Source organism: Streptomyces sp. NPDC050564 (assembly GCF_044457265.1).
In the GTDB taxonomy this organism is placed as follows: Bacteria; Actinomycetota; Actinomycetes; order Streptomycetales; family Streptomycetaceae; genus Streptomyces.
This window is the reverse complement of the sequence record NZ_JBITGS010000036.1, coordinates 76,875-92,187: the sequence shown is the minus strand read 5'-3', so window position 1 is coordinate 92,187 and position 15,313 is coordinate 76,875. Positions and strand designations below refer to the sequence as shown.

Here is a 15,313-nt window from a genome sequence, read left to right as displayed (position 1 = left end):
AAGACCCCAAGCCGTTCATCTGGACCAAGACAGCCCAAGAGATCCTCGACTCCCTCGCCCGCTTCTGCCGACGGATCTCTGGCGCAGGACACTAGTACTCCAGCTGTAGATCGAAATCTTCATGTCTGGTTCGCGGCTTGTCGGCGGTAATGGCTGGCCTGGGATCGGGCCTGGTGGCGGCGTCGCCCATGGGGACCAGTCGAGCCGGTGGGCTGTGCCGTGGACGGGCCAGCCTTCTCACCGGGCGGGGGCAGGGTCAGTCAGCTGTCGAGGTCGATCGTGAAGCGCCTCTTGCCCACACCGATCGTGTCGGCGTGGACCATGCCACGAGCCCGGTCGAATACCCCGGTGCCGCCGGTGATCGCGTTGTCGAACGAAGGGGGAGGGCTCGCTGTGAGATTGCCGAAGACCATCCCCTGCACGGTGAGTTGGCCGCTCGGGAAGTTGTAGTTCACGACGCACACCTCCGCTTGGTTGTTGATGTCGGCGGCCCGGGTGGTGGTGCAGGTGCCGTCGGTTTCGCCGACGACCTGGTTGTCGTGCTCGTCGTAGAGGTCCGAGCGGAAGACGGTCCGATCGCCCTGAGCGGGGGGGCCGCCGGGGTTGACGGGGAAGCGCGTCTGCTGCACGAGATGGCCGATGAGTGTGATGACTCGGTCTCCGCCCTTGGCGTGGGCGAAATCGGTGTCCGTCGCGGCGGCGTCCGCGACAGGGGCACAGGCGAGAAGGGTGACCAGCACAGTGGCCGTGCCGAGACAGGCTGCCCTGATGGGGCGCATCGTGTGGCTCCTGAGGTTGATGTTCATGGGTGGTCAGGTGCCGCATTCATAACCTCGGCTCTGCCGCCGCCCGGAACGTCCCGGCGCGACCCACCGGCAGATCCGACCAGTCGGACCAATCCGGGACGAGAGACGGCCCGGGCGACCGCGCACTACGAAGATCGCGATCTACAGCTGGAGTATTAGCCCGGTCATGTATTCGCCAAGCCCGGTCGGCTCTGCCGCTCGTCCGGGCTGCGGCGCTGGGGCGCCGGTCCCGGCCGGGCGGCAGAGTCGACCGGCGAGCGGAGCCGTGTACAGGAGAAGGCCCCGTACGACCAACGCGACCATCGTCTGCGCTGGTCCCTGTGGCGTCGTCGACACCAGGCCCGCGCCCGCGACTGCCACTACCGCCGACGCGAGGCCACAACATGAAGATCCGCAACTGCGGATGGAGTATTAGTTGACCGCCCTCAGAAGCAACCGACCGAAGTCAGTGCGGCCCGAGGGGCCCCTCAGGCCGCCGTTAGCGCCGCCAGGGCGCGGTCCATCGCGGCGTTGAACTCTTCCGGCGTCAGCGGCAGCCGGGACTTGACGTCCCGACTCCACTGGTCGGCGAGGACCTCGGCGGAGCCCGCCTCGACACCGTCGAGCGCCGCTTCGGCCAGGTCCGATGGCGCGATCTTGTCCACGGGCCAGTCCGCGGCCATGTCGGTGTCGGCCAGGCCGAGGTGCACCGCTGTCACGAGCGTGCCCTGCTCGGCGAGCTCCAGGCGGACGCCGTTGGTCATGGCCCAGGCGGCGGCCTTGGTCAGGTGGTAGGCATTGGCGCCCTTGCCCCCGAACCATGACATGGCGGAGAGGACGTTGACGATCGCGCCCCCGCCGTTCTTGGCGAGCGCCGGCGCGAACTCCCGGATCATTCCCAGGTGGCCGAACACGTTGGTCTCCAGCTCGTGCCGTACCGCGTCCAGCGAACCGGTCACCAGGTCGGTCCCCGTCTGGATCCCCGCGTTGTTGATGAGCAGCGAGACGTCCGGGACGGCCTCGGCTGCGGCCCTCACGGATGCGGGATCGGCGATGTCGAGGGGCAGCACCTCGACCCCGGGCAGGTCCACGGTCTCCGGTCGGCGGGCCGTCGCGTAGACCTTGCGGGCGCCCCGTTCGAGCAGGCGCTGGGCGAAGGCGCGGCCCAGGCCGCGGTTGGCTCCGGTGACAAGGGCAACTGAGTTGTTGATATCCATGCCCGGTACGCTAAAACCTGACGTTGACGTCAGAGGCAAGTGCTGGTCATCAGGGCCGGGGTGAGAGGAATCACCATGACCGTCACAGAGGCCGCGGCCGAGCGGCTGATCCGCATCGGCGAGGTGGCACGGGGTGCCGGCGTCTCGGTACGCGCCGTGCGCTACTACGAGCAGCAGGGGCTGCTCATCGCGGAGCGCAGCCCGTCCGGCCAGCGCCTCTACCGGCAGGACGCCATCCCCCTGGTCCGCTTCTTCCAGCAGATGTTCGCCGCCGGCCTGACCAGCCGAAGGATCACGGAACTCCTTCCGTGCTGGGACTCCGGGCACACCGACGCCGAGCAACGAGCCATGCTGCGCGCCGAGCGCGACCGCATCCAGGCCAAGGTCGACGACCTGCAGGCTGCCCTGGACCGCCTCGACGAGGTCATCGCGATCACGGACACGCACCCGTAGGCGCAGTCGGTCGGACGACGCACCAGCGATCTACGGCTGGAGTACTAGGCGAGAAGGTCATCGTCGTCCGTGCCTGTCGGGCATGCTTCGGGGAGTGTGACTGATAGGCCGATGCTCTCCATCGCGGCTTGGAAGGGGACTCCGGGTGGTGTTGCCGCTGACCAAATCACGGAGGTGCAGGTGCTGGTGTCGCAGTTTCCGCCGAATGTGAAAAAGTCGCCGCTCTCCACGGACTTGCAGCGGCACACAGCGTGTCTCGGGTTGCGCGGGTCGATTTCGCAGTCCACGTCCAGACAGTTTGCCCATTGTGCTGGGGATGTGCAGGTCATGGTGCGGGTACGGTGGTTGGTGTTTTGTGTCGAGAACGTCGATACCAATCTGTTGTCGACTGGTGCCCGTTCTGCACACGAGGTATAGCCGTAGGAGTAGCCGTATTCCACCACGCAGCGGCAGATGAGGACGTTAGGGTCGCTCGGCGAGGGTTTGCAGGCGGCTTTAGTACACAGCGCGTAGCGCTGTTTGCAGAGCCATCCCCCAGCGAACTTCACCTGCTTTGGGCGCCAGTTCGCCCCGGTAACGCCGCGGGCCGTCGCGCGGGTGGAGATGACGGCGGGTAGCAGCGTGGCCGAGGCGAACAACAGCGCGCGTCTTGCGATCGTTGATCTACCACGCGGTTGGAGTGCCCTGGTCACCAGGTCAGCGATCTCTGCTGACCCGACTGCTGGCGCGGCGGCGAGGATCTGGTCGGTGTCGATCAGCATTGCGCTGGGTGTGGCGGTCAGACCGTAAGTGGTGAGCAGCATTCGGTCTTCGTCTACCAGTAGGTTCCGCAGCCCGTGCTCACGTGAGAAGGCAACGCTGTCTGCGGGGGGACCGCCGTTCACGATTGCGATGGTCAGCCGTTCTGCATAGGCCTGTTGCCACCGGGCCACCTGTGGCAGCAGTGCGTCGCACGCGCTGCACGCGTGATCAGTGAAGAGAAGCAGGAGTGGCTGATGTGCGGCGGCAAACAGTCTGTCGAGAGTCCATACTTGTCCCGTTGCGTCAGGCAGTGAAAAGCCCGGTGTGACCATGCCCGGTCGCACTTTCCTGGATCGCTTGAGTCCCAGCACCACCCAACACGTCGCTGCGATGGTCCCTAGGCCCGTGAAGAACCATGGGGCACGCCCGTCGGTTGCGACGAATCCCGCCGTAGCTGCGAGGAGCCCGTTGCGTGCGAGCGTGGCCCACCCGACCGGCGTGGCGCGTAGCCCTCCGAAGCAGTGGCAATCCGGGGTCCGGCCGCGTGCGATGCTCACCACGATGGCCAGGCAGAACGTCAGCAACAGTCCGAGCGCTCCAAGCGCACCGATTCTTGCCCATGGGTTGACGATAAGGGCCAGGGCTGTGACGAACTCGCAGGAGATGAGAAGGTATCCAAGCGGCATCCCCGTTCGAACTGGCAGGCCAAAGCTTGCGATTGCGCGAGGCAGTCCCTCGCGGTCCATGAGTTTGGCGATGCCCGCGACCCCGAAGACCGCAGCCAACACCAGCCGTGCTGCCAGGACCATGCCCGCTCACTCCAATCGTTCTGGACGCCCTCCGGACGGAGCGCAGGCATCACGCACACATACCACGGCGCCCCGAACGACTCGTACCGCCTTGCGAGACCGCGAACAACACTCCACAGTTCAGACTCACCCAGACGGCCGTGAGCCCGGTGGCCGATCGACATCAATGGCGTCCGTTGAAGGTCCTCGGCAGGTTCCGGAGTTTCCCGGGGAACCTCAGAGGCGCAGAGAAACAAACACCTGGTCAAAGGCCCTTCCGTCCGGCGGACGGGAGGGCCTTCGTATGCGCAGCACACGTCTGCGGGATCTGTCGCTGTACGGCAGGGTGTGGACCACGGGGCGCACGCCCTGGACACACCCGGAGCGCTCGCTCTCGCGCCGTGACCCCACAGCGCATTTACCGTACGTGTTGTCGTGAATCAGGCCGGAACGGCCCGCGCCGGGTCCGGGGCCGCGCTCCCGCTGAAAGCCTGGAGCGCGGCCGCGACGGCGCACGCGATGAAGCCGAGGCCCCAGAGCACGAGACAGGCGGTGCCGGAGGGAATGTCCGACGCACCGACGACCAGCGAGCCGAGGACGACGGAGGAGCAGGCGCCCGCGATGCTGCCGCCCAGTGTCTTGAGGTTGTTGTAGACGGCGGTATCGCTCGCGGCGCTGCGCCAGTGTCATCAGCCGGCACAACCTGCATCTCGTCGCCTGGGTACGCTCCCTCGACGACGCCCAGCGCTTCGAGATCCGCCTCGCCGAGCAGGCCCCGGACATGACCGTCACCGACCGCGCGGTCGCCCTGTGGCCCATGAAACTGAGTGGCCATCGGCTGGACGAGGACGGCTACCGGGTCGGTGCGACACCGCTCGCGCTGTAGGAGGAAGCGGCGGTGCAAGGGCGCGCCTGCTGTTGCCGGAGCAGGAGGAACTCTGGCCCGTCGAAGGCACAGTCGCCGGTTTCGAGGTCTGGTGGGCGGACGGCCGTCAGCAGGTCCGTCTGAAGCCGTCCGATCCGCGCTTCCTGCGGAGGGACTTCGCGGAGTTCACTGCTCGTGTCCGGCCCAGTTGGCCGTCCGACATCGGCCGACCTGTTCTCGTCGGCGGACCCGTCGCACCGGATGAGCTTGCCTCGCCACTCGATCGGCGGAAGCGCCGCGAAGCGTGACCGGGCAGCAGTGCCGGCCGGCACGGCCCACCCGCGTCGTCTCCGCCGGAATCTCCTCCGGCCCGCCCGGCCTCATCGACACCCGCACCCACCCCGAACGACAACGTCGGTTCCCAAGTCCACAACCGGGTCTTGGGAACCGACGTCACGCGAGTCCCGCATGGACCGACAGCATCACGAGGACCGTACGCGGGGCACCGTGGTGTTCCGGGTCAGGCGACGACCTGGCCCTCGTGCAGCTTGCGGATGTCGGCCGCGTCGTAGCCGAGGTCCGCGAGCACCTCGTCGGTGTGCTCGCCGAGCAGCGGTGCGCCCTTGATGTCGGGCTTGAAGCCGGAGAACTTGATCGGGCTGCCCACGGTCAGGTAGGTGCCGCGCTCCTTCTGCTCGACCTCGACGATCGTGCCGCTCTTGCGCATGTCGGGGTCCTCGGCGAGCTCCTTCATGCTGAGCACGGGGGCGCAGGGCACCTCCCACTCACGCAGGATGTCGACCGCCTCGTACTTGGTCTTGTCGGCGAGCCACTTCTCGATCTCGCCGAAGATCTCCATGATGTGCGGCTGGCGGGCCCGGGCGGTGGTGTACTCCGGGTCCTCCTTCCACTCCGGGTGGCCGATGGCCTCGCAGGTGCGCGCCCAGTTCTGCTCCTGGACCGTGAAGTAGATGTAGGCGTTGGGGTCGGTCTCCCAGCCCTTGCACTTCAGGATCCAGCCCGGCTGACCGCCGCCGCCGGCGTTGCCGCCACGCGGCACCGTGTCGCCGAACTCGCCGTGCGGGTACTGCGGGTACTCCTCCAGGTAGCCGACCTTCTCCAGACGCTGCTGGTCACGGAGCTTGACGCGGGTCAGGTTGAGGCACGCGTCCTGCATGGACACCGAGACCTTCTGGCCCTCACCGGTCTCGTTGCGCTGGATGATCGCCGTAAGGAGGCCGATCATCAGGTGCATACCGGTGTTGCTGTCACCGAGGGCCGAGCCGCTGATGGTGGGCGGGCCGTCCCAGAAGCCGGTGGTCGACGCGGCGCCGCCGGCGGCCTGGGCGACGTTCTCGTAGACCTTGAGGTCGTTCCACTTCGAGTCGTCGTTGAAGCCCTTGACGGAACCGAAGATCAGCCGCGGGTTCAGCTCGTGGATGTAGTCCCACCCGAGACCCATGCGGTCCATGGCGCCCGGCGCGAAGTTCTCGACGAGGATGTCGGACTCGCGGATCAGCTTCTCCATGACCTCCTTGCCCTCGGGGGTCTTGGTGTTGATGGCCAGCGAGCGCTTGTTGCTGTTCAGCATGGTGAAGTACAGGGCGTCGAGGTCGGGGATGTCCCGCAACTGCTTGCGGGTGACGTCGCCGCCGTTGATGCGCTCGACCTTGATGACGTCGGCGCCGAACCAGGCGAGCATCTGGGTACAAGCGGGACCGGCCTGGACCCCGGTGAAGTCGATCACCTTGATTCCGGCGAGCGGCTGTTCACTCATGTTGGTTTCCTTCTCGTGAATGATCTCGTGCGGGGCGGACTGCGGGGTGAAGGCGGTCACTTCTTCGCCGGCGTGATGTTGCCGACGGTGATGCCCTTGGGGTTGAGGTGCGAGATGTGGCCGCTCTCGGTGCCGGCCGAGGGGTCGATCACACAGTCGATGAGCGCCGGGCCGCCCGAGGCCAGCGCCTCGGTGAGAGCGGCGGTGACCTCGGCGGGCGTGGTCGCGCGGTAGCCCTTGCCGCCGAACGCCTCGATCATCAGGTCGTGGCGGGCCGCGAGCATGAGGGTCGTCGGCGACGGGGCGTCGTCGAGCGGATTGACGTCGTCGCCACGGTAGACACCGCCGTTGTTCATGATGATCGTGACGACGGGCAGTTTGTAGCGGCAGATCGTCTCCAGCTCCATGCCGCTGAACCCGAAGGCGCTGTCGCCCTCGACGGCCACGACCGGAGCGCCGCCGCTCTCGACGGCGGCGGCGATCGCGTAGCCCATGCCGATGCCCATGACGCCCCACGTGCCGCTGTCGAGGCGGTGGCGCGGTACGTGCATGTCGATCACGTTGCGCGCGATGTCCAGGGCGTTGGCGCCCTCGTTGACGATGTACGTCTCGGGGCGCGCGTGCACGACGTCACGTACGGCCTTCAGGGCGCCCATGAACTGCATCGGGTGGGGGTCGGCCTTGAGTCGCTCCGCCATCTTGGCGACGTTCTGCGCCGAGCGGGCCCCCAGTTCCTCCCGCCATGCGGCGGGGGCCGCGATCCGGCCCGGCTTGGTCCGCTCGGCGAGCGCGTCGAGCACGGACTCGATGTCTCCGACGAGCGGGGCGGCGATGGGCTGGTTGCTGTCCATCTCCTTGGGCTCGATGTCCACCTGGATGAACTTGGCGTCGGGGTTCCACTGCGGTGCCTCGCCGTGGTTCAGCAGCCAGTTGAGGCGGGCGCCGACGAGCATGACGACGTCGGCCTTCTTCAGCGCCAGCGAACGGGCGGTGGCCGCCGACTGCGGGTGGTCGTCGGGCAGCAGGCCCTTCGCCATCGACATCGGTACGTACGGGATGCCGGTGGACTCGATGAACTCACGGATCCTGGCATCGGCCTGCGCGTACGCCGCGCCCTTGCCGAGCACCACCAACGGCCGCTCGGCGCCTGCCAGGAGCTCGATCGCACGGTCCACGGCCTCCGGCGCGGGCAGTTGGCGCGGGGCGGGGTCGACGAGACGGCTCAGCGTCCTGGCGCCCGCCTCCGCGTCCATGATGGAGCCGAGCACCGCGGCGGGAATGTCGAGGTAGACCCCGCCGGGGCGCCCGGAGACGGCGGTGCGCAGCGCGCGGGCGATGCCCCGACCGATGTCCTCCACCCGGCTCACCCGGTACGCGGCCTTGACGAACGGCTGCGCGGCGGCGAGCTGGTCCATCTCCTCGTAGTCACCCTGCTTGAGGTCGACGAGGTGGCGCTCGCTGGAGCCGGAGATCTGGACCATCGGAAAGCAATTGGTGGTCGCGTTCGCCAGCGCGACAAGCCCGTTGAGAAAGCCCGGTGCCGACACCGTCAGCGCCACGCCCGGCTTCTTCGTGAGGTAGCCGGCGGCCGCGGCCGCGTGTCCGGCGTTGCTCTCGTGACGGAAGCCGATGTAGCGGATGCCCTGTGCCTGCGCGAGGCGGGCCAGGTCGGTGATCGGGATGCCGACCACCCCGTAGATGGTGTCGACGTCGTTCATCTTGAGCGCGTCGACGACCAGGTGGTACCCGTCGGTGAGCTCGGTCGGAACGTCGGCTGCTGCCGCGGTCTCCAGTGTCGAGGGGGCGGTCATGGTCCGAGGTCCTCCTTGGGCAGGTCATGCCGGTGCGGCTACTTCTCTCACCTTCCGCAGCCCGCCCGCCCGCGTCCAAGACCCATCGACGACCAGCCGATAAACAACATCTATCGATGGCTGGTGGAGGCGTCGCAACTCCCTTGATAGACGGCTGCTATCGGCCGTTCGCCAGTACGTATTGGACGCGCTCCGCGCACCACCGCAGGCTCGCAGAGGACTGCTTCATCGGACTTGGCGCGAGGAGGTGGGGTCATGGCCGTTCCGGCCGCGGCATCCGTGCGCGACGCGAACCGGTACCGGCCCCCGGCGATCACGGGTCTCGTCGATCTCCTCGACCGGCAGGTGCGCGAACGTCCGCGCGCCCGGGCCCTCGTCGTCACCGGGGAGCGGGTGCAGTTGTCCTACCGGGCCCTCGCGGCCCTGGCGGACGACGTGGCCGCCCGTCTCGGCGGCACGGGGCTGCGCCGCGGCGACGCGGTCGGCCTGATCGGCGCCAACACCGCCGAGTTCGTCGTGGCGCTGCTCGGCGCGGCGCGCGCCGGTCTGGTGGTCGCTCCGCTGGACCCCGCACTGCCCGAATCACAGCTGTCCGCCCGGCTCGAAGCGCTGGGCGCGCAGGCGGTCCTGCTCGGTCCGCCCGCGGCCGACGCCCCGGCGATCGCACCGGTTCGGGTCCCGGCCTGGGCCCTGCGCGTGGACGTCTCCCGTGCCGGGACGGCCGCGGTCGCGCTCGAAACCGGCGCGGGTGCGGTGCGCCATGTCCGGGGCGCGGCAGCCGAGCTCGTACCCGAGGACGCCCTCGTCCTGTTCACCGCCGGAACCACCGACCTGGCCAAGATGGTCCCGCTGACCCACGCCAACGTGGCGGCGTCCGTGCGGAACATCTGCGCCACCTACGAGCTGGACCCCGCGGACGCGACGGTCGCGGTGATGCCGTTCTTCCACGGTCACGGGCTGTTCGCGGCGCTCCTGGCCTCCCTGGCCAGCGGCGGCTGTGTGCTGCTGCCCGAGCGGGGACGGTTCTCGGCAGGTACGTTCTGGGACGACATGCGCGCCGCGGCCGCCACCTGGTTCACCGCGGTCCCGACCATCCACGAGATTCTGCTGGACCGCTCGGAGGTCGACTACCCGGGCCCGCCGGTGCCGCCCCTGAGGTTCGTCCGCAGTTGCAGTGCCCCTCTCAACACGGCCACGCAGCGGGCGCTGGAGCGCACGTTCGGTGCGCCGCTGCTGTCCGCGTACGGCATGACCGAATCCACTCACCAGGCGACCAGCGAGCCGCTGCCGCAGCGGGGATCGCTGAAGCACGGGTCGGTCGGCCGGGCGACCGGAGTGGACCTTCGCGTGGTCGACCGGAACGGGCACGTGTGCCCGGTCGGCGTCCAGGGCGAAGTATGGGTGCACGGTCCCACCGTCGCCCGCGGCTACCTGGCCGCTGCGGCCGAGACCGCGCACGGTTTCGCCGACGGATGGCTGTGCACCGGTGACCTGGGCTCACTGGACAAGGACGGGTACCTGTCCCTCACCGGGCGCATCAAGAACCTCATCAACCGCGGCGGCGAGAAGATCTCACCCGAGTACATCGAGGACGTCCTCGCCGGCTGTCCCGGAGTCTGCGAGGCGGCCGTGTTCGCCGTCCCCGACGCTACGTACGGGCAACGGGTCGGCGCCGCCGTGGTCGTCCGCGCGGACGAGAGCATCGGAGCCGAGGAGATCCTGCAGTACTGCCGTGACCGGCTGGCCGCCTTCGAGGTGCCCGACCGGCTCGAACTCGTCGCCGCTCTGCCGCACACGGCCAAAGGAGGGCTGGACCGGCTGGCGGTGGAGGCGCGGTACGGGCAACGGTGAGCGGGCGGGGGCCCGCTCACCGCACGCGATGCTCGGTCGACAGGGGTTGGCCGAAGAAGTCGTCCAGCGACAGGCCCGTCGCCGCGTTGACGAAGGCCCGGGCGGCGACCGAGCCGGGGGTCGCCGCGTGGATCGCCACCGAGACCTGGGCCCCGGCCTCCGGGTCGACCAGCGGCAGCGCTCTCGTCCTGCCGACCACCGGCATCGCGCGCAACCACGTGTGCGGCACGATGCTGGCCCATTCACCGCCGCCCACGTGCGCGTAGAGGGAGGCGATCGAGTCCGTCTCCACCTGCGGGGTCACCACGAAGCCCTTCTCCGCGAACACCGTGTCGACGATCTGGCGGATCCGCATGTCGGGCGTCAGCAGTGCGAGCGGCAGCTGGGCCGCGTCCGCCCACGTCATGGTGGAGGCCTGGGACATCAGCTGGTCGTCGGACACCAGCAGCATGTACCTCTCCTGGTACAGGGGAACGACCTGCAGTCCCTCCTGGTCGCCCGGGTCGAAGTGGGCGATCGCCACATCCAGCTCGAAGTCGCGCAGCTGGCGGTGGAGTTCCTTCGTCGACAGGCGGGAACGGACCTGCACCTTGGCCAGTGGGTGCGCCGCACAGAACGCGGCCACGGGAAGCGCCAGCGTCGTCGACGCCGTGGGGTCCGTCCCGAGCCGCAGCGTCCCCGTGATGCCCGACTGCACGGCGGCCACCTCGGCCTTGAACGCGTCCTGCTCGGCGAGGATCCGCTTCGCCCACACGACCAGGCGCTCGCCCTCCGGGGTGAGGCCCTGGTAGTTGTGCCCGCGGTTGATCAGCGTGACGTTCAACTCCCGCTCCAGCTTGGCGATCGCCGCCGAGAGCGCGGGCTGGGACACATAACAGGACTCCGCCGCCCGGGCGAAGTGCCGCTCCCTTGCCACCGCCACGAAGTATTCCAGCTGCCGGAACAGCATGACCGACTCCTCTCTTCCCGGGGCCGCGCCAGCGCTATGAACGGAAGAGCTGGATGCCATGTGATCAGCCGAAGCCTACCCAGCGCGGCAAGCCGCCCCTTCTTCCGGTCGCAGGTCAGCGCGTCAGGCGGGCACCGGCCCCGCGGCCCGCGAATCCGCCGTGGCGCGTCGCGCCAGGAGGTCGGTGGCGGCATGGACCGCGCGCAGCGTGGGCGCTTCGGCGCCGGAGATGTCGGCCATCTCCACCACCGCGGTCACGATGGCGTCGAGTTCCAGCTGCTTGCCGGCTTCGAGGTCCTGGAGCATCGAGGTCTTGTGGTGTCCCACCCCTTCGGCGCCGCGCAGCCGCTTCTCGATCGAGATGTCCGGGGTGCTGCCGACCCTGGCCGCGATGTCGAGGGTCTCCTCCATGAGCTGGGTGACCAGCCGCCGGGTGGGCGGGTGTTGGCAGATCTCGACCATCGTCGCCCGGGTGAGCGCGCTGATCGGATTGAAGGCGACGTTGCCCATCAGCTTGATCCAGATGTCGTCGCGCAGATTCTGCTCCACCGGGCACTTCAGCCCGCCCGCGATCATGGCTTCGCTCAAGTCCGTGCACCGTGGGGAGACCCCGCCCGCCGGCTCACCGATGGAGAAACGGGTGCCTTCCAGGTGCCGGATGACGCCCGGGGACTCGATGACCGTGGCGGGGTAGACCACACAGCCGATCGCCCGCTCCGGCGGCAGGACCTTGCTGGTGGCGCCACCGGGGTCGACCGCCTCGATCTGCCGGCCCTCGTAGGGGCCGGCCAGTTTGTGGAAGTACCACCACGGAATGCCGTTCTGGCCTGCCACTACCGCGGTCCGGTCCCCGAGCAGCGGGGCGACCAGCGATCCGCTGGAGGGGTAGGCATGCGCCTTGAGCCCCAGGAACACGTAGTCCACGGCACCGATCTCGCTCGGGTCGTCCGTGGCGTGCGGCCGGGCCACGAAGTCCCCGCGCGGACTGTTCACGCGGACCCCGTGGGCCCGTATCGCCCGCAGATGCTCACCGCGGGCGATCAGATGCACCTCTGCGCCACCACGGTGCAGTGCCGCTCCTACGTAGGCGCCGATCGCCCCGGCTCCAAGGACTGCGATCTTCATGGCGGCTCCTCTCGAAGGGGAAGTGATGAATACTGTATGCAGTATCCTCGTCGGATGTACAGTCTCCGGCGACGGGAGCCGCAGAGCCTTGTCCCGGTGCCGGCACACGTCACTTCGAGCGAAGGGGTAGCCGTGTTGATCGACACCCACGGCCGGATCGCCACCGATCTGCGGGTTTCGCTGACCGACCGGTGCAATTTGCGGTGCACGTACTGCATGCCCGAGGAGGGCCTGCGATGGCTCCCCAAACCGGAGTTGCTCACCGACGACGAGATCGTGCGACTGGTCTCCATCGCGGTCTCGGAACTGGGCATCACCGAGGTCCGCTTCACCGGAGGTGAACCGTTGCTCCGCCCCGGGCTGGTGAGCATCGTCGAGCGCTGCGCCGCCCTCGCCCCACGCCCCGACCTCTCGCTGACCACCAACGGCATCGGTCTCGCCCGTACCACCGAGGCCCTGCGCACCGCGGGCCTCGACCGGGTCAACGTCTCCCTCGACACGCTGCGTCCCGAGGTCTTCCGCACCCTCACCCGCCGCGACCGGCACCACGATGTCGTCTCCGGCCTCACCGCGGCCCGCGATGCCGGACTCGTGCCGGTCAAGGTCAACTCGGTCCTCATGCGCGGAATCAACGACGACGAGGCCCCCCACCTGCTGGACTGGGCCCTTGAGCACGACTACGAGCTGCGCTTCATCGAGCAGATGCCGTTGGACGCCCAACACGGCTGGCAGCGCGGCCACATGGTCACCGCCGCCGAGATCCTCGAAAAGCTCCGCGCCCGCTACGCCCTCACTCCCGAAGTCTCCTCGCTGCGTGGCTCAGCACCCGCCGAGCGCTGGCTGGTCGACGGTGGCCCCGCCCGGGTCGGGGTGATCGCCTCGGTCACCCGGCCGTTCTGCCGCGACTGCGACCGCACCCGGCTCACCGCCGACGGTCAGGTCCGCGACTGCCTGTTCGCCCGCGAGGAGTCCGACCTGCGCACGGCACTGCGCTCGGGTGCGTCCGATCAGGACATCGCCGAACGCTGGCGCGCCGCGATGTGGGGCAAGAAGGCAGGCTCCGGTCTCGACGACCCGTCCTTCCTCCAGCCCCGACGCCCGATGTCCGCCATCGGCGGCTGACCACCGGCAGGACGGCCGCCCGGAGGCCGGACCGCTCAACCGGTCGCGTCGGCCCCCGTCAACTCGGTGCGGCCGCCGGCCTGTTGCCCGGCACTCGACGCGCGGCGCGGCCGTCCCGGCTGTCGCAGGAACAGCGTGATCCCCGCGGAGAGGAAGGCGATGCCTCCGGCCAGGCTGTAGCCGCCCGTATAGCCCCAGGCGCTGATCACCGAGGCGGCCAGACCGCCGCCGCCCACCCCGCCGACCAGTTTGGCGCTGTAGACCAGGCCGTAGTTCTGCGCGTTGTTGTTCTCCCCGAAGTAGTCGGGCACGAGCGCGGCGAACAGCGGGTAGAAGGCGCCGCCGCCGAATCCGTTCAGGAACGCGAAGAACAGGAAGAGAGGTTCGTTGTGGGCCTGGCCCGACCAGAGGACGCCGAACTGCGCCACGCCTGCCACCAGCAGCACCAGGGTCAGCGTCTGCCGACGGCCCAGGGTGTCGGACAGCCGGCCCACCGCGGCCCGGCCGACACCGTTGACGACGGCGAGCACACCCGCCGAGGACGCGGCCACCAGTGGCCCGAAGCCCAGGCTCCTGGCGAACGGCACCTGGAAGTTGATGCCGAACAGCGACACCCCTCCGATGCACACCAAGGCGAACCACATCAGCGGCAGCTGCCCGGTCCTGATCGCCTCCATCGGCGTGAACTGGCGCGCCGACGGCGGGTTCTTCGCAAGCCGCCCGGCGACCCTGGCGGAGTCCTCGGTCGTCCCCCGGTTCAGCGGGTCCACGTCGTGCGGCCACCAGCTCTTCGGCGGGTCCTTGAAGAACATGCCGCAGACGGCCACCGTGACGACCATGAACAGCGCGATCAGGTCGAGCACCAGCTCGAAGTTCCCGGGGTGGAACCAGTAGCTGAAGACGAAGATGAACGGCAGGGTGCCGTACGCGAAGCCACCGTTGACGAAGCCGGTACGGGCGCCTTTGTTGTCCGGATACCACTTGCCGACCATGTTGATGCAGGTCGCGTACACCAGGCCCGCGCCGGTGCCGCCCAGCACCGAGTAGCCGATGATCACGAGGGCCGGGTTCCCGAAGTGGGCGAGTGAGGCCATGCCCAGGCCGGAGAGAAGCGCGCCGACGAGCATCGCGGCCCTGGCCGAGACGATTCCCTTCTCTCTCAGCCGCCCGGCGGGAAAGGCCACCCCCGCCTGGAAGACCGCCCAGACACCGGCGATCCAGAACGCCTGCGTCAGCGTCCAGCCGTGGACGCTCTCCAGCGTCGACTCGGCGGAGCTGTAGCCGTACTCGAAGACGCTGATGCCCATCATGGCGAACCACGGGAGCCAGACCATCCAGGCCCGGGGCCTGCCCAGGACCGCCCGATCGGTCTCTCCGACCCGGTACACGCGGCCGTTCGCGTCGGTGACTTCCCGGTAGGAAGGGGGAACCACCTGAGGCATTGCTGACATGCGCGTCTTCCCTTGCGTGACAGAGCTCGGTGTGTGCCGCCTCCCTTCGCACTGGGATTGCATACGGTATGAGCCGGTGAATCCAGATGTCCATAGGTGAGGAACACAAAATCGAGGACCCGCACCGCGGGCCGGGCCGCCTCCCGCCCGGCCCGCGCAAGCGGGTCAGCGCATCAGCTTCACCGCGGCGACCACCAAGGGGTCGAGGCCGTCCGCTCCGGCGTCGACGAACTCGTACAGGCGAGTGCGCATGCGTGGATCCCAGAACCTGCCGATGTGGCCCGCGACCGCCTCGGCGGCCTGCTCCCCCGGCAGGTGCCCGAGGTGCGCGGCGATGTCGTTGGCCATCCGGCGCTCCGGAGGCACTGCGGCCGCCAT

At 68.8% G+C, this 15,313-nt stretch carries 12 protein-coding genes; 3 read left to right on the top strand and 9 right to left on the bottom strand.

Annotated elements, in window-relative coordinates; genetic code table 11:
* Positions 1 to 260 precede the first annotated feature (260 nt).
* A complete protein-coding gene (locus tag ACIBK0_RS40540) occupies positions 261 to 779 on the bottom strand; it encodes a dirigent protein (protein ID WP_399091676.1) in 519 nt (172 codons plus the stop codon).
* A gap of 494 nt (positions 780 to 1,273) precedes the next feature.
* A complete protein-coding gene (locus tag ACIBK0_RS40535; protein WP_399091673.1) occupies positions 1,274 to 2,002 on the bottom strand; it encodes an SDR family oxidoreductase in 729 nt (242 codons plus the stop codon).
* 75 nt (positions 2,003 to 2,077) lie between these two features.
* Here ACIBK0_RS40535 and ACIBK0_RS40530 point away from each other — a divergent pair, with 75 nt between their 5' ends.
* A complete protein-coding gene (locus tag ACIBK0_RS40530; protein ID WP_385269957.1) occupies positions 2,078 to 2,455 on the top strand; it encodes a MerR family DNA-binding transcriptional regulator in 378 nt (125 codons plus the stop codon).
* Between the two features lie 44 nt (positions 2,456 to 2,499).
* On the opposite strand, the gene ACIBK0_RS40525 is transcribed toward ACIBK0_RS40530, so the two are convergent.
* The 3 genes from ACIBK0_RS40525 to oxc all read right to left on the bottom strand — a co-directional run bounded on the left by ACIBK0_RS40525 (position 2,500) and on the right by oxc (position 8,437).
* The gene (locus ACIBK0_RS40525; protein WP_399091668.1) at positions 2,500 to 4,005 is read right to left on the bottom strand and encodes a MauE/DoxX family redox-associated membrane protein; all 1,506 of its coding nucleotides are present in this window, start codon (positions 4,003 to 4,005) and stop codon (positions 2,500 to 2,502) included.
* Between the two features lie 1,364 nt (positions 4,006 to 5,369).
* On the bottom strand, positions 5,370 to 6,626 hold the full coding sequence (frc, locus tag ACIBK0_RS40520) for a formyl-CoA transferase (protein ID WP_399091665.1): 1,257 nt from the start codon (positions 6,624 to 6,626) through the stop codon (positions 5,370 to 5,372).
* 56 nt (positions 6,627 to 6,682) lie between these two features.
* Positions 6,683 to 8,437, bottom strand: coding sequence for an oxalyl-CoA decarboxylase (gene oxc, locus ACIBK0_RS40515; protein WP_399091662.1), 1,755 nt, complete (start codon positions 8,435 to 8,437; stop codon positions 6,683 to 6,685).
* Positions 8,438 to 8,692: 255 nt separating this feature from the next.
* On the opposite strand from oxc, the gene ACIBK0_RS40510 reads away from it, so the two are divergent.
* Positions 8,693 to 10,288, top strand: coding sequence for a FadD7 family fatty acid--CoA ligase (locus ACIBK0_RS40510; protein ID WP_399091659.1), 1,596 nt, complete (start codon positions 8,693 to 8,695; stop codon positions 10,286 to 10,288).
* 16 nt (positions 10,289 to 10,304) lie between these two features.
* Here the strand turns inward: ACIBK0_RS40510 and ACIBK0_RS40505 are convergent, their stop codons facing one another.
* Positions 10,305 to 11,237 (bottom strand): LysR family transcriptional regulator, encoded by a 933-nt coding sequence (locus tag ACIBK0_RS40505; RefSeq protein ID WP_399091656.1) that lies wholly within the window; start codon positions 11,235 to 11,237, stop codon positions 10,305 to 10,307.
* Positions 11,238 to 11,360: 123 nt separating this feature from the next.
* Complete coding sequence (locus ACIBK0_RS40500) at positions 11,361 to 12,362, bottom strand: 2-dehydropantoate 2-reductase (RefSeq protein ID WP_399091653.1); 1,002 nt, start codon at positions 12,360 to 12,362, stop codon at positions 11,361 to 11,363.
* Between the two features lie 132 nt (positions 12,363 to 12,494).
* Between ACIBK0_RS40500 and moaA the strand changes: the two genes are divergently transcribed.
* Positions 12,495 to 13,484: a GTP 3',8-cyclase MoaA gene (gene moaA / locus ACIBK0_RS40495; protein WP_399091650.1), complete on the top strand. Its 990-nt coding sequence runs from the start codon at positions 12,495 to 12,497 to the stop codon at positions 13,482 to 13,484.
* 35 nt (positions 13,485 to 13,519) lie between these two features.
* Here the strand turns inward: moaA and ACIBK0_RS40490 are convergent, their stop codons facing one another.
* Entirely contained in the window at positions 13,520 to 14,935 is a 1,416-nt protein-coding gene (locus ACIBK0_RS40490) for an OFA family MFS transporter (protein ID WP_399091647.1), read from the bottom strand.
* Between the two features lie 165 nt (positions 14,936 to 15,100).
* Positions 15,101 to 15,313 (bottom strand): formate dehydrogenase subunit delta, encoded by a 213-nt coding sequence (locus ACIBK0_RS40485; RefSeq protein WP_399091644.1) that lies wholly within the window; start codon positions 15,311 to 15,313, stop codon positions 15,101 to 15,103.